A 19,908-nucleotide genomic window follows, 5' to 3' on the forward strand; every position below is an offset into this window, starting at 1 on the left:
GGGGGCTTGCGCTCCGCTCAGGATTTCGCCATAATCTCTTTCTCCCTGCAGCGCGATCAGTAATCAAGGTCAAGCGGGCAATCTGGAAAGAATCTCGTGGCCGTCAGGCCAGAATCTGCGAAAGCAGGGCGAGAGGAAAAGACAGCTCAGGGGCTTGCAAAAAATCGAGGTTGATATATAATCTCGGCTTCGCTTGAAACGGTAAGTTTTCCCGTGGGGCGAATAAGCAAGCAGTAGTAGAAGTACCATGGGGCTATAGCTCAGCTGGGAGAGCGCTTGCATGGCATGCAAGAGGTCAGCGGTTCGATCCCGCTTAGCTCCACCAAGACACCGGGGTTATCTGCAGTTCGGGATGATTCCAGACGGAACGCGTTGAAAGACAAGTTTCTGTCCCCTTCGTCTAGAGGCCTAGGACATCACCCTTTCACGGTGAGTACAGGGGTTCGAATCCCCTAGGGGACGCCATAATATCGGGCGTAATCAAATGCCTGAATTGCCGCGGCGAGCGAAGCTCGATGTGGCGACGGATTACGGAGTGGTAGTTCAGTTGGTTAGAATACCGGCCTGTCACGCCGGGGGTCGCGGGTTCGAGCCCCGTCCACTCCGCCAAACTAAACCCACATGGTTAATACCATGTGGGTTTTTTCTTATAAGTGAGAGGATTATCTGATAATCAACGCGGCAGTAAATAACTGTTGCGGTTTATATCAAGGCTGTATATAATCCTTTCACTCGCCGAAGCATTTTCAGTAATGCGGAGGCGGTAAATAAGTAGTGCCGTAGTAAATGCAGTAATATGGGGCTATAGCTCAGCTGGGAGAGCGCTTGCATGGCATGCAAGAGGTCAGCGGTTCGATCCCGCTTAGCTCCACCAGGATTCGGGATGCATCGTAGTTAAAAGATGCTTCCAAAGCGAAGAAAAGTTTGTTAGAATAACGGACTGCTCAACGCGAGACGGAACGTGTTGAAAGACAAGTTTCTGTCCCCTTCGTCTAGAGGCCTAGGACATCACCCTTTCACGGTGAGTACAGGGGTTCGAATCCCCTAGGGGACGCCATAACATCGGGCGTAATCAAATGCCTGAATTGCTGCATCGAGCGAAGCTCAATGTGGCAGCCGACTAAGGAGTGGTAGTTCAGTCGGTTAGAATACCGGCCTGTCACGCCGGGGGTCGCGGGTTCGAGTCCCGTCCACTCCGCCAAAACTAAACCCACATGGTTCATGCCATGTGGGTTTTTTCTTTTGCACTTCAGGTCAAACCTCAATGCTGCTGCGTTGCACCTGCCCGGTCCACACGGACCCAGGCAGGTGCACGCGCGTCACTGCCCTTGCGCAGCGCTGATGCGCATGAAGTAACGCACCAGCAGGAAGCCGGCGATGGCCAGGCTCACGCTGTTGGCGATCCAGAAACCGGAGGCGCCGCGCGTGAATGCGGGCAGCGCCTCGATCAGGCCGAAACCCAGTACATAGCCCCCGCCAATGCCAATGCCCCATAGCGAACCGGCGTAGATCAGCGTCGGGATCAACGCGATCTTGTAGGCGCGCAGGATAAAGGCTGTCATGATCTGGACGGCATCAAAGGCCTGGTAGAAGGCGATGAACAATACCAGCGGCAACGCGGCGGCCACGACAGCGGCATCCTTGGTGTAGGCGTGCAGCACGGGCCCCCTCAGCAGCCACAGCATGCAACCCGTCAGCAAGGCCAGGGAGGCTGCCAGGCAGATGCCGCGCCATGCAAGCCGGCTGGCGCCTGCCATGTCTCGCGCGCCGATCGACTGTGCCACCAGCGTCGACGTGGCAATGGCCAGCGACAGCGGCAGCATGTAGGCCACCGCGCCGAGGTTGGCAATGATCTGGTGCCCGGCAAGGGTGACCGTGCCCATGCGCGTGATGAAGATCGACATCAGCGTGAAGGAGGTGATCTCGATCAGGTAAGTGAGCCCCATCGGTACGCCCAGGCGCAGCAATGCCCTCAACTGAGCCGGCACCGGCCAGCTCCAGGCGGAGAAGATCTTCAGGGGATGATAGATCGCGCTATGGCAAAGGATCAGCAGGCCGGCAACGCACCAGCCCCAGCTGATCAGTGTCGACGCCAGCGCGCAGCCAGGTCCGCCCATGGCGGGCATGCCAAGCCCCCCGTGGATGAACCACGCGTTGAGCGGCACCTTCATGCCCAGGCCGACGATCTGCAGCACCGTCACCATGACCGGGCGCGACAGCGCGTTATTGAGCGCGGAATAGATGCGAAAACCCAGCGCCGCGGGCAGGCCGAATGCGCCAATGTGCAGATACTGGCTGGCCTTGTCGACCAGTTCGGGCGGCGCCTTGGCAAAGGCGAGCAGCGGCTCCGGAAACATGAGCAGCATCACGCCGGGAACGGACAGCGCCAGCCCGAGCCAGGCAGCTTGCCTGACTTCGCTGCCGATCTGTTCGCTGCGTCCTGCGCCGTAGAGCTGGCCTGCGACCGGTGCGAGTGCCTGCAGCACGCCCATCAGGCTGATATAGACCGTCACGTAGATCGAACCGCCGAGGCCAACTGCGGCAAGGTCGCCTGCCGAGGCGCGCCCGGCCATGATCGTATCCATGACGCCGAAGGCGATGACGGCGAGCTGGCCGACCAGTACTGGCGCGGCAAGATGGGCGATACGCCGCAGATCGTGAAGCAGGTTCATGCCGGTTTCGCGCAGGCGCTTCCATGCGCCAGAGAGTCAGCCGGCGGCGGCGCGGCCGCCAGCCATGCCGCCGGCAGGACGGTTGAGGATTACTGGGGCAGGCGGTGCCGGGGCAGTTCGGGTCGTGCGTGCGTGGCGCGCGAGGTATCGACCAGGCGATACATGCGGAAACGCTCGTCCCGGTCGGCGGGCCGGCGGCCTTCCCAGATCAGCCGCCATTCGAAATGGGAGATCTTGCTCGGATCGCCGTAGTCAGCGCCATCGTGCCGCAGCAGGATGTCGCAATCGTCTTCGGGACCGCCGAAGCGGAAATGGCCAAAGTAGGCGAATGACGCCAGCTGGGCATTGCCCATGCGAATCGGTTGCACGCACTGGTACGCAGGCGGCAGCGCCATGGCGGCAGCCTCGACCACGTCGCGGTAGGTCTTGCCGTAGTTGATCGACGGCAGCCACAGCGTCATGGCCATCACCCACATCAGCGTGGTGCCGGCGGCGGAGATCACCACCGGGCGCCAGATCTGCTTGGGCGCCCGCGACAGCCGCCAGCGTACGACCAGCACCCAGGCCACCGTTACCAGCAATGCGAAGATGACCGAGGAGAGTCTGAAGTGGTGCTGGTAGCCGGGCAACTGCCGGAAGACGTTGCCCGCGATGCGCGGCGGCCATCCCGTGGTCTTGGCGACCCACAGAAACCACACCGTGCTGCCGAAGATGGTGAAGAACAGCAGGGCGAACCAGTCGATCGCATTGATCACGCCGCGCGCGAGCGTAGGCAACGCGAACGCGCCAAGGATTGCCATCGGCGGCAGCAGCAGGATGAACTGCGCATCGCTGGCATTGGTCTGCAGGAACAGCAGCACCAGTGTCGGCAGCAGCAGCGCAAGGGGAAGCGCGACATGCGGGGCGCGGCGCATGCCGGCCCACGCAACCCAGGCCCAGGCCGCGATCGGCCAGACCGGCCACGCGTACAGGAACAGGTTGCGCATGTTGAAGCCGAACGTCTGCATGTTCGGCGCGCCGTAGCTGCGGCGGTCATAGCGGGCCCATTCGCGGATGAAGGTCACGGCCTCCTGCCGGTCCGCCGTGCTGAAATATGCGGCGGCCAGCCACGCCGCGACGATCAGCAGCGCCAGCGGCACGCCGATAGCCGCCAGGCGTCGGCCGGGCATCGGGGCGCAGACGGCGGCGCAGATCGCGGCGGCAACCAGTAAGGCAAGTGGCAGGATCGGCCCGCTGGCCAGGGTCAGCGCACCCAGGCCGAGCCCGAACACCAGGCTGCCGTGCACGGGCTTGTCGAGGCTGCGCACCAGCCCGTACAGGATCATGGCGATCAGCGCAACCTGGCCGACCTGCGCGGTCGTTTCGTGGCCCCGGACGGCCAGCCCCACGCAGGCCAGGAACACAAGCAGGGCGCCGTCAGCCAGCGTGCGGCCATAGTCGCGCGCGCTGGGCTGGCCGCCAAAGGCGTAGGCAAACGGCTGGACCTCGTCACGGCGTCCGAGCAGGTAGGTGGTGTACCAGATGAAGGCGCAGGTGCCGAAGAAGCACAGCGCCGTGGCCAGGCGCGATGCATCGGGAGCGCCAAGCCAATTTCCGAACAGGCGAATCATGGTCGCGCCGATCCAGAAGACCAGCGGACCATCGTCGGTGAACGGGCGCCCGGCGATGTTGGGCATCAGCCAGTCATGCACGCCACCGGTCGCCAGTTGCCACATCACGCCGAAACCGGCGGCATCCTCGTTCTTCCACGGATCGCGGTGGAACAGGCCGGTCAGCCCGTAGATGATGCAGATCGCCAGCAGCAGGGCGCGCGGCAACGCGCCCGTTGCGGCGGCGGTCAACTGAACGGGGGAAGTCTTGGCTTCACGCATCGGCGGATCGGGTCAGCAGCGCGGTACCGGCCCGGCTGCCGCAAGCGAGTGGCGGCGCCCAGGGCCGGAACGGTAAGGAGGGCACAAATGCAAAGAGGCAGCCGCTGCTGCCTCTTTGCGGGTCTGCACGGCGCCGGAACATCTGTCCGCTGGCGCCACGCAAACGGGTGTTCGCAGGAGCGATTACTTCGCAGCCTTGCCCAGCTTGCTGCCGAACTTCTGGCGGAACTTCTCGACGCGGCCGGCGGTGTCCATGATCTTCTGGGTGCCGGTGTAGAACGGGTGCGATTCCGACGAGACTTCGATCTTGGCCAGCGGGTATTCCTTGCCGTCCTTCACGACCGTGTCCCTGGTCTGGATGGTCGAACGCGTGATGAAGCTGAAGTCGCTCGACATGTCCTGGAACACGACTTCGCGGTAATTCGGGTGGATGCCTTCTTTCATGGTGATTCCTTTCTGGTTGGGTAGCCAGTCCGTTGCGCGCTGCCGGCACATTGCCGCGGCGCGAGACGAACCACTTGCCGATTACGGGCAAACCGGGATTATGGCAGAAAAACAATGGCTTGGGGAAGCGCGGCCGCAATTCCCGCGGGACCGGCGAACGGCGGATTTGACGGCTTACGCCGACGTGCCGGCCGGGTCCTGCAGGAAGAATGTTGCCAGGCATTGATACACCACGGGCCAGTGACGTTTCAGGCCCGTCGGTTCCACAAAAAATGCTTCGGCCGTCACTGCAAAGAATTCGCTCGGCGCCTCGCAGCCATAAGGGTCAATCACGCGCAAGGCCGGTGGCAGCCGCTCCGGGTGTTCCCAGGCTTCGGCAGGATGCCGGTCCCAGATTTCGGCGAAGCGGTCGTACTCGGTCAGGAAGGTCTCGGCCCAGGCCTCGGCGTCGACGCCGGGGTGCAGCAGCCGGGAGAAGGGCGGAACGCCGTCGGGTTCGCCGTCGAGCATGTCCAGCTTGTGGGCAAATTCATGGACCACCACGTTGTAAGTGTCGGCCGGTACATCGTGCCTGGTATCGAGGCCGCCGCCCGGCATCTCGACATCGGGCCAGGACAGGATGACCGGGCCATGTTCCCAGGCTTCTCCGCTGGCCTCCTCGACGACGCCATGCACCAGCCCGATTTCGTCCTGCACCGTACGCCGGATGACGAATTCGCCGGGGTACAGCACGATGCCGTGCCAGCCGCGATACCACTCGATGCCAAGCCGCAGGATGGGCACGCAGGCCTGTACCGCGACGCTGACCACCATGTCGTCGGTCAGCGGCAGATCATGCGCGGTGGAGTATTCCTTCTCGGCGATGAAGAGCGTGGCCAGTTCGCGCAGCGCGCGCCGGTCGTCCTCGGCGTAGCGCTGCACGAATGGCAGTGCCGACACGGTGCGTTCCCACAGCGCATCGGGGATGGCGTAGTGCTCGAGCTTGCGGGCTTTCGAGCGGGTGCGCAGGAATTGGGTCAGTTTGCCGAGCATGATGCGTTGGGGGCTGAAAGCCGGGGCCGGCCCTGGCAATGCGACAAAGCAAAAAGGCGTGCCACGGCACGCCTTTTGTTCGCTGGGCGAAGATGCCGGAGGCTTAGCCGCCTCTGCGCATCATATCGAAAAACTCTGCGTTGTTCTTCGTCGCCTTCATCTTGTCCATGATGAATTCCATGGCCTGCACTTCGTCCATGTCTGAGATGAACTTGCGCAGGATCCAGATCTTCTGGAGGATGTCCGGCTTGATCAGCAGTTCCTCGCGACGCGTGCCCGATTTGTTCAGGTTGATCGACGGATAGACGCGCTTTTCGGCAAGGCGGCGCTCCAGGTGCACTTCCATGTTGCCGGTGCCCTTGAATTCTTCGTAGATCACGTCGTCCATGCGGCTGCCGGTTTCGATCAGCGCCGTGGCGATGATGGTCAGCGAACCGCCTTCTTCCAGATTACGTGCGGCGCCGAAGAAGCGCTTCGGACGTTGCAGCGCGTTGGCATCCACACCACCGGTCAGCACCTTGCCCGAAGCCGGCACCACGGTGTTGTAGGCGCGTGCCAGGCGGGTAATCGAATCCAGCAGGATTACCACGTCGCGCTTCAGTTCGACCAGGCGCTTGGCCTTCTCGATCACCATTTCGGCGACCTGCACGTGGCGGATGGCCGGTTCGTCGAAGGTTGACGCGACCACTTCGCCGCGCACCGAGCGCATCATCTCGGTCACTTCTTCCGGGCGTTCGTCGATCAGCAGCACGAACAAGTCGGCTTCCGGATGATTGTTGGCAATCGCATGCGCGATATGCTGCAGCATCACGGTCTTGCCGGATTTCGGCGAGGCCACCAGCAGCGCGCGCTGGCCGCGGCCGATCGGCGCGATCATGTCGATGATGCGGCCGGTGATGTTCTCTTCGGCCTTGATGTCGCGTTCGAGCTGGAGCGGCCGGTTCGGATGCAGCGGCGTCAGGTTCTCGAACATGATGCGGTTCTTCACCGCCTCGGGCGCCTGGCCGTTGACCTTGTCGACCTTGACCAGCGCAAAGTAGCGTTCGCCGTCCTTGGGCGTGCGCACTTCGCCTTCGATCGAATCACCGGTATGCAGGTTGAAGCGGCGGATCTGCGACGGGCTGATGTAGATGTCATCCGTGCTGGCCAGGTACGAGGTTTCCGGCGAGCGCAGGAAACCGAAGCCATCCGGCAGAACTTCCAGGGTGCCGTCTCCGTAGATGGTTTCGCCCATCTTGGCGCGCTTCTTCAGGATCGCAAACATCAGTTCCTGTTTGCGCATCCGTTGTGCGTTGTCGATCTCGAGCGTTGCCGCCATTTCGAGAAGCGCAGACACGTGAAGCGATTTGAGTTCTGTCAGGTGCATAGACAAGGGGTACAGAAGGCCCGGACGGGCGAGACCTAGAGGAAGGGGGAAAGAAATGAGCGAACGCTCGGGGAAGTTGTTGGTGGCATCTTAGCACAATCCGACCGGCGCGCCAGGGCGTGGCGCACGCACATCGGATTGTGGGAAACCCGGAGCCCGTGCCAGGGCTCCGGCAGGCAAGCGCTTACAGGTTGCCGTCGAGGAACGCCGTGAGCTGCGACTTGGACAGCGCGCCGACCTTCTGGGCCGCGACTGCACCATTCTTGAACAGGATCAGCGTCGGGATGCCGCGGATGCCGAACTTGGCCGGCACTTGCTGGTTCTCATCGACGTTGATCTTGGCGATCTGCAGCTTGTCGCCGTAGTCCTTGGCCACTTCGTCCAGGATCGGGGCGATCATCTTGCAAGGGCCGCACCATTCCGCCCAGAAGTCGAGCAGGACAGGCTTGTCGGACTGGAGGACGTCGGCGTCGAACGAGGCGTCGCTCACATACTTGATTTGTTCACTCATGGCGGAAAACCTCTGGTTTCGCTCAGTTTATGTCAATGGCTGGGAATGGCCGAACTGCTACCTTACACGAGAATCCCCGGATTCGCCTGACGGCACCTGGCGGAAGATTCGCCGCGGCGGCCGCTATCGCGCCCCGGTTTGGTCGATATGTTACCAGTTTGCGGATTTTCAAGACGCCCCCCAAAACGGCCCGTTCGGCGACCCATTGGGCGGTCCGGATAATCGCCGGCGGTGCAGATATTCTGCCTTGGATTTCCCGGGCGCATGAATGGTTGTTTCAATGGCGCCAAGAGATTCTGGCAATCGGACTATGTGGGACAAGCAGCACTTCAGCGGCATTGCCATGCGGCCCGGATTTGACCGCACGTGTGCCGGATGCGCCCGCCGGACGCGTAGAATAGAAGGGCAGCATAGAGGGGCAGCACTTCCTGCGCGCCATGCGCCATTGACAAGGCCATCGACATGACTCCCGATTCCCGCAAGCCTACGCAGCCCGACGCCGAGCCGACGTCTCCGGATGTGGAACACCTGAGCGACGCGCTGGATCACATCAGCAGCGCGGTCGAGACTGAAAGTATTGCCAGCGGCGCGGCCAAGGGGCTGGTGTACAGCATCATCGAGACCCTGGGCACGCTGGTTGGCGACCCGGACTTGCCTGAGCACGCGCGCTCGGGCTACGAAGGCCTGCTCGAAACCGCGCGCGAGATCCGGGCGCGGCTGGAGGGTGGTTCGGACTGATCCGGCGCGGAGTCCCCCGCATCCGCCGTTCGTGCCCGAACCGCGCGCTGCGTGCCGCAGCGCGCGGGAAGCGGGCCTTCGTTGTTCCCGCAATTGCCGTTGTTTCCGCCCATTGTTTCCACCCTTTGCCTCCCGCAGTCCGCGTAACCCGCGGCGCGCGCGCCAATGACGCCACTCCGCTTTCGTCCAGGCCCGGATTTCCTCGACCAGGCGGCTGCGGCTGCCTGGCATTTCCTTGACCACTGCGGCGTGCCGGAAGCCGCCGCGCACGTGGTCGTCCCAACCGCGGCCCAGATTCCCGGCGTGCGCATGGCCCTCGATGCCGTGGCGCGCGCGGCCGGCCGGCCGCGGCTGCTGCCGCGCGTCGTGACGCTCGGCCACTGGCTGCTCGACCTGCCGCCCGATGGCACGCCGGTGCGCAGCCACGCCGCGCGCCTGCTGGCCGTGCAGCAGGCCGTGCGCGGGCAGGACTGGCTGAGGCGCTCGTTCGGCGCGCAGACGGAATCCGCGGCGTGGGGCCTGGCGCAGACGCTGCTGTCGATCTGCGACGAACTCAATACGCGCTGGCTCGAGGACGTCGCCGTCAGCGACGGCGAAGCCATGGACGGCACGGATCGCGCATCGCTGCTGCAGGGCGCGCTGGAACGCACCTATGCGCATCTGAGCGAGCGGCTGCTCGGCGAGGAGGCACGCATCGTGCTGGCGTTCTGGCAGGCACTGTCCGGTCCGGACGATCCGATGCCATCGCGCCGGCGCGCGTTGCGGCAGCTCGCCCAGCAACTCTGCGGGCCGGTCGTGTGGATCGCCCCGACACCGCCGACGCCCATCGAGACAGCGTTCCTGAGCGATGCCGCCGAGCTGGTGCCGGTGCTTGCGGTGGGCTACGACTGGTCCGGCGCCACCGAGGCCGAAGATAACGAAGCCGAAGACAACGAAGCCGCCGGATGGTACGAAACGATGGTAGCCCTGTGGCCCGAGGCGCGTATCGCTACCGACGACGATACGCCGCCATTCGCGCAGGCCCTGCCAGTGCTGCCGGAAGCGCGGCCATCGATCCGCGTCATCGGCGCCGCCCGTTTCGAGGATGAAGCGGCCGCCGCGGCCGATCAGCTCGTGCAATGGCTCAATGCGGGACGCCGCAATATCGCGCTGGTCGCGCACGATCGCGTCGTGGCAAGGCGCGTGCGGGCGTTGCTCGCGCGCGCCGGTGCGCCCGTGCGCGATGAAACGGGCTGGAAGCTCTCCACCACGCGCGCGGCCGCGGCACTGATGCGCTGGTTCGACCTGCTGGTGCGCGACGGCGACACCGCCGCGCTGCTCGATTTGCTGAAGAGTCCGTTCTGCTTGCCAGGATTCCTGGACCGCGGCGCCGCCATCGCGCTGATCGAGCGTCAGGTCCGGCGCGACAGTATCAGCGGCGGATGGGACCGGCTGCGCCACCTGTCGGGGGGCCTGCCTTCCGGGTCGGCGGAAGCCGAAGATGCGGATGTCGAGCGTGCGCAAGCGGTGCGTCGCAGCGCGGGTAACCTGCTCCTTGTGCTCGCCGATGAGGCCGGGCGCTGGCCGCGCGGCATTGCGCAGCATCCGCTGTCGGTGTGGCTGGGCTGCCTGGACGGAACGCTCGACGCGCTCGGCATGCGCGCCGCGCTTGCCGCGGACGAGGCGGGCCGTCAGATGCTTGACGCGCTGGCGCGGCTGCAGGAGCTGCCCTCGGACGAAACCGGTTCGCACGCCACGCTGTCCCAGGCGGAATTCCGCTCGATGCTATCGGCGTTGCTGGAGTCGGTGGCGTACAAGGAGCCATCGGCCAGCAGCGCGGCGCGGATCACCATCCTGCCGCTGAACGGCGCGCGCATGCGGCGGTTCGAAGGGGTCGTGGTGGTGGGGTGCGACGACGCACAACTGCCGTCGAGCGCCGCGGAGCTGATGTTCTTCTCCAACCAGATGCGCCGCGAACTGGAACTGGAAGACCGCGAAGCCCGTTTTGCGCAGCAGGCCCGCGACCTGGCGGAAGTCCTGCTGAACAACGACGACGTGGTGCTGACCTGGCAGCGCCTGGGCGGGCGCGGCGAGCCCAAGCACGTGTCCGGCTGGATCGAGCGCCTGTCCGCGTGCTGCGCGCGTGCGGGCGTGATGATCGAAGCGAGCATGACACCGCTCATCCACCAGACGTTCGCCGATACCCGCGGCATGCCCGCGCCGGCGGCACCGGAGCTGGTGCCGGCCCGCTGGAGCGCGCAGGCCTACAACATGCTGCGTCGCTGCCCCTACCAGTTCTTTGCAGGCCGCATGCTGGGGCTGGCAGGGCTCGAAGTCGTCAGCGACGACCTGGAGAAGCGCGACATCGGCGAGTTGCTGCACCGTGTGCTGTTGCGCTACCACCGCGAACTGCTGGCGCGGCGCGAACGCGGCGACGTGGTGCCGGAAGCGGCGCGGCTCGAGCGGCTGCGCGAAATCTCGGACGACGTCTTCGGCGCGCTGATGGCCGAGGACGGCAACGCGATCGGCTACTACCGACGCTGGTGCGAAGTGCTGCCGTCCTATGTGTCCTGGCAGACCGAGCGCGAAGCGCAGGGATGGTTCTGGCGCGGCGGGGAGGTCGACGCCGGCGTGGATCTGCCCATGCCCGACGGCAAGCCGATCCGGCTGAGCGGCCGCATCGACCGGCTCGACCAGGGGCCCGATGGCGCGCATGCCGTGCTCGACTACAAGACGCAGAGCGCCACGCGCCTCAAGCGCAAGACCAGCGAGGTCGAGGAGGATTGCCAGTTGCCGTTCTATGGCCTGCTGCGTGCCGACGCGGTCGGCGGGAGCTGGGTGGCGCTGGAGGGTGCGCGCGAAGGCGCCGCCGCCCCGCAACGCGAAGTCGACCTGCCTGATTTCGACGCTGCGGTGGCCTGGCTGGAGCGGCAGATGCGCGACGACGTCATGCGCCTGCGCGAAGGCGCACGGCTGCCGGCGTTCGGCGACGCGTCGGCCTGTACCTATTGCAGTGCCCGCGGCCTGTGCCGCAAGGGTTTCTGGGAATCCACCGCCGTGCCGGTGCTGACATCATGACAGTCCACGCCTACCTGCGCGACGGCCAGCCCGTGAGCGAGGCCGATTTCACACGCGCCGCCTGCGATCCCGCCAGCTCCGTGGTGGTCGAGGCCTGCGCCGGCAGCGGCAAGACCTGGCTGCTGGTGGCGCGCCTGGTGCGCCTGCTGCTGGCCGGCGCCGCTCCGCACGAAGTTCTTGCCATCACGTTCACGCGCAAGGCAGCCGAGGAAATGCGCGAGCGCTTGCTGGAAGTGCTCGCGCAGATGGCGCGTGACAGCGATGAGGCGGTGGTCGAGGCGCTGGTCATGCGCGGCATGACGCCGCAGGCTGCGCGCGAAGCGCTGCCGCGCGCGCGGCGCCTGCATGCACAGGTGCTGGCGGCGCCCGGCCGCATGGCCATCGACACGTTTCACGGCTGGTTCGGCACGCTGCTGCGCGGCGCGCCGCTTGCGTCCGGTGTCGTGCCGGGCGCGTCCTTGCGTGAGGACTCTCTGCGCATGAAGCGCGAAGCGTGGGCGCCGGTCTGGCGCTCGCTGGCGGCGCCGCGCTATGCGGAGCTGCGGCAGGCGTACGAGACGCTGGTCGATGCCGTCGGCGAGTTCCCGGCGCGTGGCCTGCTCGACGCCATGTTCCACGCACGCAGCGAGTGGTGGGCCATGCGAGAAGGCGGTGACCCGGCCCAGGCGCTGGCCGATTGCCTTGGCGAAGATGCGCAGGGCGACGTGCTGGTGCCGGTGCTGAGTGATGAAGCGTGGCTCGAGATGTGCCAGTCGCTGGCATCGCGGCTCGGTGCCGGCGGCAAGACCGAACAAACGCATGCGGGCCGCATCCAGGACGCGCTGATTGCCATCGGCGCCTGGCGCGAAGACGGGGCGGCCGCCGGCAAGCCGGCCGAGCACGCGTTCGCGCTGCTGCGCACGGCATTCTTCACCGCGGCGGGCAGTCCGCGGTCGCTGCGCCGGACCAGCGCGCTGGTCAAGTCGGCCGGCGGGGAAGCGCAGGCGGATGCGCTGCTGGCGCAGCACGGCGAGCTGTGCGCGATGCTCGATGAGATCAGTGCCCGCCGCTGCGAGGCCGCGGTGCTCGCCGTCAATCTGGCGCTCTACCGCCTCGGCGGCGCACTGCTGGAGCGATACCAGCAGTACAAGAGCGAGCAGCGCGCGATGGACTTCGCCGACCTGGAGTGGCAGGCCGCCTGCCTGATGGCCGAGGAGGAAACCGCCACCTATCTGCAGGTGCGCCTCGACGCGCGCTACCGCCACCTGCTGCTCGACGAATTCCAGGACACCAACCCGCTCCAGTGGCGCATCCTGCAAGGCTGGCTGGCCGGTTACGGGGGCCTTGGCGAACGCCCGACCGTGTTCCTGGTCGGCGATCCCAAGCAGTCCATCTACCGCTTCCGCCGCGCCGACGCACGCCTGTTCGGCGCCGCGAGTGCCATGCTGCAGGCGGAGTTCGAGGCCACGGTGCTGCGCACCAACCGCACCCGCCGCAACCGCACGGAAGTGCTGGCGTGGGTCAACGCCGTGTTCGATGCCGCGCGAGGCGAAGGCCGCTATCCGCTCTACGAAACGCAGACCACCGCGCTGCCGGAGGGGGGCGGCCCGGTCTGGCTGCTGCCGCTGGTGGAGCCCGAGGACAGCGGATCAGCCGATGCGCCGGCCGAAGAGCCTGGCATGCCTTCGGACGCGGCACCCGAAACCGGCCATCGCGACACGCTGCTGCAGCCGCGGCGTCAGGAAGGCGACTCGCTGCGCCTGGAAGAGGGGCGGCGCGTGGCGGCATGGCTGCGCCATATCCACGACACGGTCCCGGTTCATGAGGGCGGCGAGCAGAGGCCGGCGCGCTGGAGCGATATGCACCTGCTGGTGCGGCGCAAGACCCATCTGGCCGACTACGAGCGTGCCCTGCGCGAGGCCGGCATCCCGTGCCTGAGCCCGCGCCGCGGTGGCCTGCTGGCCACGCTCGAGGCGCTGGACCTGTCTGCCTTGCTGGCGTTCCTGATGACGCCTGAATCCGACCTGGACCTGGCCCACGTGCTCAAGAGCCCGCTGGTGGGCGCCACCGACGACGACCTGATGGCGCTGTCGCAGGCAGAGGGCAAGGGCGGCTGGTGGGCGCGCATCGAGGCGGGCGGCGTGCCGCAACCATGTTCCGACGCCGTCCGCGAAGGCGTGGCACGGCTGCGGCACTGGTTGCGGCTGGCGCCGCACCAGCCCGTGCATGACCTGATTGACCAGATCTTCCACGGCGGCGAAGTGCGGCGGCGCTACGCCGAAGCCGCGCCGCCGGATATCCGCGAGCAGGTGCTGGCCAATCTCGACGCGTTCCTGAAACTGTCGCTGGACCTTGACGGCGGCCGCTATCCCAGCCTGCCGAAGTTCATCGACGAACTGCAGGAAATCCGGCGTGGCGACGAACAGGAAAGCCCAGACGAGGGTGGCATGGCAGAGGACACGGAACCCGCTGACGAGGACCCTGCGCAAGCGGGGCTGGATGCCGTGCATATCCTGACCGTCCACGCGGCCAAGGGGCTGGAGGCGCCGTTCGTCGTGCTGCTGGATGCGAACCACAGCGATCCGGCGCCGGACCGTGGCGGGATCCTGATCGACTGGTCGCCGGAGTCGCGCGTGCCGCGGCATTTCTCCGCCTATGGCAAGCGCAGCGAGCGCGGGCTGGCCCGCGCGCCGCTGTTCGAGGCCGAAGCCGCGCTGGGCGAGCGCGAGAACTGGAACCTGCTGTACGTAGCGATGACGCGTGCGCAACAGGGCTTGCTGGTCAGCGGCGTCAGGGGCCGGGCGAGCCGCAACGCCGAATCCGAAGCGGACAGCGAGATCGCGGGCAGCTGGTATGTGCGCCTGCAGGCGGTCGGCGTGGCCGACGCCGTGGCAGAGCGTCCGCCCACGCTGGCGGACAAGCTGCCCGCGGCATCGCGCCTGAGCGAGCCCGTGCGTTTCACGGATTTCCGGCTGCGCTACCGCGATGCGGCGGATGCGGCGGATGTGATGGCGTTTGCCGACGATCCCGGCGACATGGGCGAGCCGCTGCTTGAAGCGTCCGGGGATGAATCCGAAGGCATCGTCTTCAATGCCGCCGCGGCGCGCCATGGCGAACTGATCCATGCGCTGCTGGAGCGGATCACGCGCTATCCCGATGCGTTCGATGCCGTGCCGGACGTGTCGACCGTGCTGCGCTGGTTCCCGCTGGCGGGCGCCGGCTCGCCAGGCGCGCGGCAAGCCTGGCAGACTCAGGTGGAAGAGGCGGTCGGCGCAGTGCAGGCGATGCTCTCGGCCCCGGCGCTGTCGCCGCTGTTGCAGCCCTTTGATGCGATGTCCGCGCGCAATGAGGTCGAACTCTATGACGCACGGGGCCGGCTGCTGCGTATCGACCGCCTGGTGGAGTTCGACGACCGGGTCGTCGTCATCGACTACAAGCTGCGCCTGCTGCCCCAGGAACATGCAAGCTATCGTGCCCAGCTCATGCGCTATGTGGCTGCGGTGGCGCCGATGTTCCCCGGCAAGCGGGTGGAGGCCGGCGTGGCCACGTCGGACGGCGAGTGGATTCCGGTCGGGGCGCTGTCGGCGCCGGCTGTGGAACCGGTGCAGATACTATGAAGGGCTGCGGAGGCAAGCCCCCTGGAGTAAAACGAGGATTCGGAGTCTCGTTTTCCGAAAAGGAGCACGCAAATGGACGCGCCTGACACAGCCCTTCATGGGCAGAATACGCCGATCACCGGCTGGCTGTACATAGCCTTCGAACTGGGCGACAAGAGCTGGAAGCTGTCGCTGGGGGACGGCGTGCATGGACCGAGCCGGCATACGCTGGCAGCTAGCGATCTGAATGCAGTCCTGCAAGCCATCGCCAAAGCCAAGGCACGCTTCGCTCTGCCGCCGCAAGCTCCGGTGCGCAGTTGCTACGAAGCTGGGCGCGACGGCTTCTGGCTGCATCGCTGGTTGGCCGAGCAAGGAATCCATAACCTCGTGGTGGATTCGGCCAGTATCGAAGTCAACCGCCGCGCAAGGCACGCCAAGAGCGACCGCCTCGATTGTGACAAGCTACTGTCGATGTTGATGCGCTACCACGCCGGCGAGCGGCGGGTGTGGGCAGTCGCACGGGTACCAACTGAAGAGCAGGAAGATGAGCGGCGTTTGCACCGCGAGCTCGGCCGACTCAAACAGGAACGCACCGCCCACAGCAACCGTGTTCGCTCGCTGCTGGTATTGCACAATCTGCGGGTCGCCCACATTGGTGACCGCTCGTGGAAGCAATGGTGGAACGCTCATGGCTCGCAACTGCCTGCTGGCTTGGGTGCCGAGGTCGAACGTGAAGTCATGCGACTGGCGCTGGTCAAAGCGCAGATCAAGACCATCGAAGCCCAGCAGTGCAAGGCCGTGAAGGCTGGCACGCAGCCAGCCATCGCCTTGCTCGCCCGGCTCAGCGGGATCGGCGTGGGCAGCTCTTGGCTTCTGGTTAAGGAACTGTTTGGCTGGCGCCGTTTTCACAATCGGCGCGAAGTCGCAGGTTGCCTGGGACTGGCACCGACCCCCTATAGCAGTGGTGAAAGTGAGGTCGAACAAGGCATCAGTAAGGCGGGCAACAAACGAGCGCGCTCGTTGATGATTGAACTGGCATGGGGCTGGCTACGCCACCAGCCAACCAGTCAGCTCACGCAATGGTTCAATGCGCGCTTCGCGCCAGGCAGCAAGCGCACGCGTCGCGTCGGCATTGTCGCACTTGCCCGGCGATTAGCCATTGCCCTGTGGCGCTATCTCGAGGACGGCGAGATTCCCACTGGCGCAAACCTTAAACCAGTAGCGACGTGATGCAGATCTAAACGTGGAAAAGTGAAGCGGTAACGAAAGCAGGTCAGCGCGCCCGACAATGAGCCGGGCTACCCCCCTCGGGTAGCCGTCCGTGCAGATGGGGCGCGCGGGTAACAGGGTAGTTCCAGCGCTTTGCGTATGTGGTATGTGGTGCCCGGCCTCGCCGGGCACGGATAGAAGGTAGCCCGGGGCAGCAAGCCCGGCATTGACCCGAACCCCCGACCTCGATTTCACGCCGCTTCAGTTTCCGTCACCGAAAAGAAATGGCTTGCAAGGAGAGAGTATCGCGTCAGACATCCTCGATGCTGAAATCCAATATTGGAGGGGGTTGACACCCTCACCCTCATAGAAGGGCTCATTGTTCTGAATGCCGGACGGGCCGCGTCCTGCTGTCTCGCCCGAATCGGCGCAGAATGCAGGAGGCGGCGCCCGGAGGCTTGCTGTACTAAAGTGACGGAATGCGCGGCGCGGTCCGGCGCGACGAGGTGCCGGAAAAGCCTGGGAATGCTTAGGGGATTTTTGCCGGACGGCCCGCAAGTTCCAGACGGATGGCGGGCGGTAAAGTGGGCGGTACAGCGGGAGGTAACGGAGGTAACGCGGGAAGGAATGAGGTGGACGAGCCTGGCCCTCGGCACTGGTGGAAAACGGCTATGGCTGCTTCGTTCCCGACCTGACCAGGTTGACCGCGCCACCATGCGAGGAGGCCCGTCCGGTCGCCATTGTAACCCAGAGTGGCGCACTGCGTCGAAATTGCATCCGATTGATCTTGCGCAGGCGATGTCGCCCGCCGTGGCCGGAGCATACCGGCTGCCCAATCCGGACACGAATGGTGAGCCAAGACATGAACGCAAACGACCAGATCCTCCGCGGCGCGCTGGCGCCGCAGGAAATCTCGACCGAAGTCCTGCTGGAGAAATACGCCAAGGGCGAAGAGCAGAGCGTCACGGACGTGCGCGAGCGCGTGGCGCGCGCACTGGCGCAGGTGGAGGCCGAAGACCAGCGCGAAGCCTGGGCGGCGCGTTTCCTGTGGGCGCAGGAGAACGGCTTCGTGCCGGCCGGGCGGATCAATTCCGCCGCGGGCACCGGCATCCAGGCCACGCTGATCAACTGCTTCGTGCAGCCCGTGGGGGATTCGGTGTCGGAGCCGCGCGATGGCCGGCCCAGTATCTACACGGCGGTCGCGCAGGCTGCCGAAACCATGCGGCGCGGCGGCGGCGTCGGCTATGACTTCTCGGCCATCCGCCCGGCCGGCGCGCTGGTGCGCGCCACGCATTCGCGCGCATCGGGGCCGGTGTCCTTCATGAAGGTGTTCGACGCGTCATGCGCGACGGTCGAGTCTGCCGGCGCGCGCCGGGGTGCGCAGATGGGCGTGCTGCGCTGCGACCATCCGGATATCGAGAGCTTCATCCACGCCAAGGACAAGGGCGAACTCAGCAACTTCAATATCTCGATCGGGGTCACCGACGCATTCATGCGCGCGGTCGAGGGCGACCAGGAAGTGGAGCTGGTGCACGAGGCCGAGCCCGGCGTCGACCTGATTGCCAGCGGCGCCTACCGGCGCGATGACGGCCAGTGGGTCTACCGCCGCATGCCCGCGCGCCTGCTGTGGGACCAGGTCATGCACGCGACCTACGATCACGCCGAGCCCGGCATCCTGTTCCTGTCGCGCATCAATGCCGACAACAATCTCTATTACTGCGAGACCATCGAGGCGACCAACCCGTGCGCCGAACAGCCGCTGCCGTCGTACGGCTGCTGCTGCCTGGGCTCGATCAACCTGACGGGCTTCGTGCGCAGGCCATTCACGCCCGAAAGCGAGTTTGACTTCGATGCCTTTGCCGGGGTCGTCCGCGTGTCCACGCGCATGCTGGACAACGTGCTCGACGCGACGTTCTGGCCCTTGCCCGAGCAGCGGGCCGAGGCGCAGGCCAAGCGCCGCGTGGGCCTGGGTTTCCTGGGCCTGGGCAGCGCGCTGGTGATGCTCGGCCTGCGCTATGACAGCGAGCCGGCGCGCGAGCTTGCCGCCCGCATCTCCGAGCGCATGCGCGACGAAGCCTACCTGGCATCGGCGGAGCTGGCTGCGGAGAAGGGCGCGTTCCCGTTGTTCGATGCCGAGGCCTACCTGCAGAGCGGCTTCGCAAGCCGGCTGCCCGGGCCCGTGCGCGAGGCGATCGAGCGCAACGGGCTGCGCAACTCGCACCTGCTGTCGATCGCGCCGACGGGGACGATCACGCTGGCGTTCGCCGACAACGCGTCGAACGGCATCGAGCCGGCGTTCTCGTGGACCTACAACCGCCGCAAGCGCATGCCGGACAACAGCTACCGCGCCTACGAGGTGGCCGACCACGCATGGCGGCTCTACCGTCACACGGGTGCGGACATGGAGCAGTTGCCCGACGCGTTTGTGACGGCGCTGCAGATGTCGGCGCTGGACCATATGCGCATGCTGCAGGCCGTGCAGCCCTATATCGATACCAGCATCAGCAAGACCGTCAATGTGCCGGAGGACTATCCGTACGAGGCGTTCCGCAACCTGTACTTCGAGGCCTGGAAGGCGGGGCTGAAGGGGCTGGCGACGTACCGGCCCAACAGCGTGCTCGGTGCCGTGCTGTCGGTCGGCACGCCGGTGGCCCCGGTCGCCGCGCCCGCGGCGGACAATCCGCTGGTTCGCCCGTTCGGCAGCCGCCCGGTCGGTGACCTGGAGGGTGTGACCTCCAAGCTCGACTACATGACCTACGAGGGCCACAAGACCGTCTACCTGACCGTGAACTTCCTGCGGGCCAGTGGCGTGCTGGATGGCAAGCCGGTCGAGATCGAGCGGCCGATCGAGTTCTTCATGCCGGCCGGCCAGCGCAGCGAGGGGCAGCAGTGGATCACATCCACCATGCGCCTGCTGTCGATGGTGGCGCGCTCGGGCGGCTCGGTGGCCAAGGCGCTCGCGGACATGCGCAATGTCGTGTGGGACAAGGGCACGGTGCGCTACGGCACCCTGGTCCGGCAGGACGGCACGGAGGTGCCGCGCTTCCATGATTCGGAGGTGGCGGCGATCGGGTATGCGCTGCAGCGCATCCTGATCAAGCGCGGCTTCCTGGACGCCGAAGGTGGCCAGGTGCCGGTGGCCGGGCTGGCGGCGCGCCTGGCCCGGCGCGAGGGCGGGGCCGCCGCGGCGGAGAACGGCCAGGGCGCCGCTGCCGCTGCGCCGGTCAATCCGGCCCTCGGTACGGGAAAACCTTGCCCGGAGTGCGGCGCGCACGCCCTGCACAAGGTGGACGGCTGCGCCAAGTGCGCCAACTGCGGATACGTGGGGGAGTGCGGCTGAGCGGGCCCCGCGCGAGCCCAGGCGGCGCCAGGCCTGGCGGGCGGGCGGGTTGCCGCGGCGGCCGCCGGCGCGGCGCCGCCTTTTGCTACAATC

Annotated in this window: 11 protein-coding genes, 6 tRNA genes and 1 other RNA gene; 11 read left to right on the forward strand and 7 right to left on the reverse strand. The window is 65.9% G+C overall.

The annotated features are described in order from the left end of the window. The first annotated feature begins 249 nt into the window (after window positions 1-249). The 6 genes from KHO22_RS00295 (at window position 250) to KHO22_RS00320 (ending at window position 1,201) form a co-directional block, all read left to right on the forward strand. Window positions 250-325: transfer RNA gene (locus KHO22_RS00295), tRNA-Ala, on the forward strand. Window positions 326-389: 64 nt separating this feature from the next. Then, a tRNA-Glu gene (locus KHO22_RS00300) sits at window positions 390-465 on the forward strand. Between the two features lie 67 nt (window positions 466-532). Then, window positions 533-609: transfer RNA gene (locus KHO22_RS00305), tRNA-Asp, on the forward strand. Window positions 610-798: 189 nt separating this feature from the next. Continuing rightward, window positions 799-874: transfer RNA gene (locus KHO22_RS00310), tRNA-Ala, on the forward strand. Between the two features lie 107 nt (window positions 875-981). Continuing rightward, window positions 982-1,057: transfer RNA gene (locus KHO22_RS00315), tRNA-Glu, on the forward strand. Window positions 1,058-1,124: 67 nt separating this feature from the next. Continuing rightward, window positions 1,125-1,201 (forward strand) — tRNA-Asp (locus KHO22_RS00320). A gap of 118 nt (window positions 1,202-1,319) precedes the next feature. Here KHO22_RS00320 and KHO22_RS00325 read toward each other — a convergent pair. The 6 genes from KHO22_RS00325 to trxA all read right to left on the reverse strand — a co-directional run bounded on the left by KHO22_RS00325 (window position 1,320) and on the right by trxA (window position 7,896). Next, window positions 1,320-2,672, reverse strand: coding sequence for an MATE family efflux transporter (locus KHO22_RS00325; protein ID WP_211945104.1), 1,353 nt, complete (start codon window positions 2,670-2,672; stop codon window positions 1,320-1,322). An 89-nt stretch (window positions 2,673-2,761) separates the two neighbouring features. After that, complete coding sequence (locus KHO22_RS00330) at window positions 2,762-4,543, reverse strand: ArnT family glycosyltransferase (RefSeq protein ID WP_211945105.1); 1,782 nt, start codon at window positions 4,541-4,543, stop codon at window positions 2,762-2,764. A 183-nt stretch (window positions 4,544-4,726) separates the two neighbouring features. Next, entirely contained in the window at window positions 4,727-4,987 is a 261-nt protein-coding gene (locus KHO22_RS00335) for a type B 50S ribosomal protein L31 (RefSeq protein ID WP_211945106.1), read from the reverse strand. Window positions 4,988-5,161: 174 nt separating this feature from the next. After that, on the reverse strand, window positions 5,162-6,019 hold the full coding sequence (locus tag KHO22_RS00340; RefSeq protein ID WP_211945107.1) for a M90 family metallopeptidase: 858 nt from the start codon (window positions 6,017-6,019) through the stop codon (window positions 5,162-5,164). 103 nt (window positions 6,020-6,122) lie between these two features. Continuing rightward, window positions 6,123-7,385: a transcription termination factor Rho gene (rho, locus tag KHO22_RS00345; protein ID WP_211945108.1), complete on the reverse strand. Its 1,263-nt coding sequence runs from the start codon at window positions 7,383-7,385 to the stop codon at window positions 6,123-6,125. Between the two features lie 184 nt (window positions 7,386-7,569). Continuing rightward, complete coding sequence (gene trxA / locus KHO22_RS00350) at window positions 7,570-7,896, reverse strand: thioredoxin TrxA (protein WP_010814265.1); 327 nt, start codon at window positions 7,894-7,896, stop codon at window positions 7,570-7,572. A gap of 462 nt (window positions 7,897-8,358) precedes the next feature. On the opposite strand from trxA, the gene KHO22_RS00355 reads away from it, so the two are divergent. From KHO22_RS00355 to KHO22_RS00370, 4 genes are all read left to right on the forward strand, one after another. Further along, window positions 8,359-8,634 carry a hypothetical protein gene (locus KHO22_RS00355; protein WP_211945109.1) on the forward strand — a complete coding sequence of 92 codons (276 nt, stop codon included), beginning with the start codon at window positions 8,359-8,361 and terminating at the stop codon, window positions 8,632-8,634. A gap of 165 nt (window positions 8,635-8,799) precedes the next feature. Next, entirely contained in the window at window positions 8,800-11,691 is a 2,892-nt protein-coding gene (locus tag KHO22_RS00360) for a PD-(D/E)XK nuclease family protein (protein WP_211945110.1), read from the forward strand. Beyond that, window positions 11,688-15,287 carry a UvrD-helicase domain-containing protein gene (locus tag KHO22_RS00365; protein ID WP_211945111.1) on the forward strand — a complete coding sequence of 1,200 codons (3,600 nt, stop codon included), beginning with the start codon at window positions 11,688-11,690 and terminating at the stop codon, window positions 15,285-15,287. Before KHO22_RS00360 ends, KHO22_RS00365 begins: the two co-directional genes overlap by 4 nt. 72 nt (window positions 15,288-15,359) lie before the next feature. Beyond that, complete coding sequence (locus KHO22_RS00370; RefSeq protein ID WP_211945112.1) at window positions 15,360-16,496, forward strand: IS110 family RNA-guided transposase; 1,137 nt, start codon at window positions 15,360-15,362, stop codon at window positions 16,494-16,496. Window positions 16,497-17,107: 611 nt separating this feature from the next. Here KHO22_RS00370 and ffs read toward each other — a convergent pair. After that, window positions 17,108-17,206, reverse strand: an RNA gene (ffs, locus tag KHO22_RS00375) — signal recognition particle sRNA small type. Between the two features lie 131 nt (window positions 17,207-17,337). Between ffs and KHO22_RS00380 the strand changes: the two genes are divergently transcribed. Further along, window positions 17,338-19,815 (forward strand): adenosylcobalamin-dependent ribonucleoside-diphosphate reductase, encoded by a 2,478-nt coding sequence (locus tag KHO22_RS00380; RefSeq protein ID WP_211945113.1) that lies wholly within the window; start codon window positions 17,338-17,340, stop codon window positions 19,813-19,815. The last annotated feature ends 93 nt before the right edge of the window (window positions 19,816-19,908 follow it).

Source organism: Cupriavidus yeoncheonensis, from assembly GCF_905397275.1.
In the GTDB taxonomy this organism is placed as follows: domain Bacteria; phylum Pseudomonadota; class Gammaproteobacteria; order Burkholderiales; family Burkholderiaceae; genus Cupriavidus; species Cupriavidus yeoncheonensis.

Excerpts from the sequence above, each read along its gene's own strand:
- KHO22_RS00325 (WP_211945104.1), bottom strand. The coding sequence starts at position 2,672 with ATGAACCTGCTTCACGATCTGCGGCGTATCGCCCATCTTGCCGCGCCA.
- KHO22_RS00330 (WP_211945105.1), bottom strand. The coding sequence starts at position 4,543 with ATGCGTGAAGCCAAGACTTCCCCCGTTCAGTTGACCGCCGCCGCAACG.
- KHO22_RS00335 (WP_211945106.1), bottom strand. The coding sequence starts at position 4,987 with ATGAAAGAAGGCATCCACCCGAATTACCGCGAAGTCGTGTTCCAGGAC.
- KHO22_RS00340 (WP_211945107.1), bottom strand. The coding sequence starts at position 6,019 with ATGCTCGGCAAACTGACCCAATTCCTGCGCACCCGCTCGAAAGCCCGC.
- rho (WP_211945108.1), bottom strand. The coding sequence starts at position 7,385 with ATGCACCTGACAGAACTCAAATCGCTTCACGTGTCTGCGCTTCTCGAA.
- trxA (WP_010814265.1), bottom strand. The coding sequence starts at position 7,896 with ATGAGTGAACAAATCAAGTATGTGAGCGACGCCTCGTTCGACGCCGAC.
- KHO22_RS00355 (WP_211945109.1), top strand. The coding sequence starts at position 8,359 with ATGACTCCCGATTCCCGCAAGCCTACGCAGCCCGACGCCGAGCCGACG.
- KHO22_RS00360 (WP_211945110.1), top strand. The coding sequence starts at position 8,800 with ATGACGCCACTCCGCTTTCGTCCAGGCCCGGATTTCCTCGACCAGGCG.
- KHO22_RS00365 (WP_211945111.1), top strand. The coding sequence starts at position 11,688 with ATGACAGTCCACGCCTACCTGCGCGACGGCCAGCCCGTGAGCGAGGCC.
- KHO22_RS00370 (WP_211945112.1), top strand. The coding sequence starts at position 15,360 with ATGGACGCGCCTGACACAGCCCTTCATGGGCAGAATACGCCGATCACC.
- KHO22_RS00380 (WP_211945113.1), top strand. The coding sequence starts at position 17,338 with ATGAACGCAAACGACCAGATCCTCCGCGGCGCGCTGGCGCCGCAGGAA.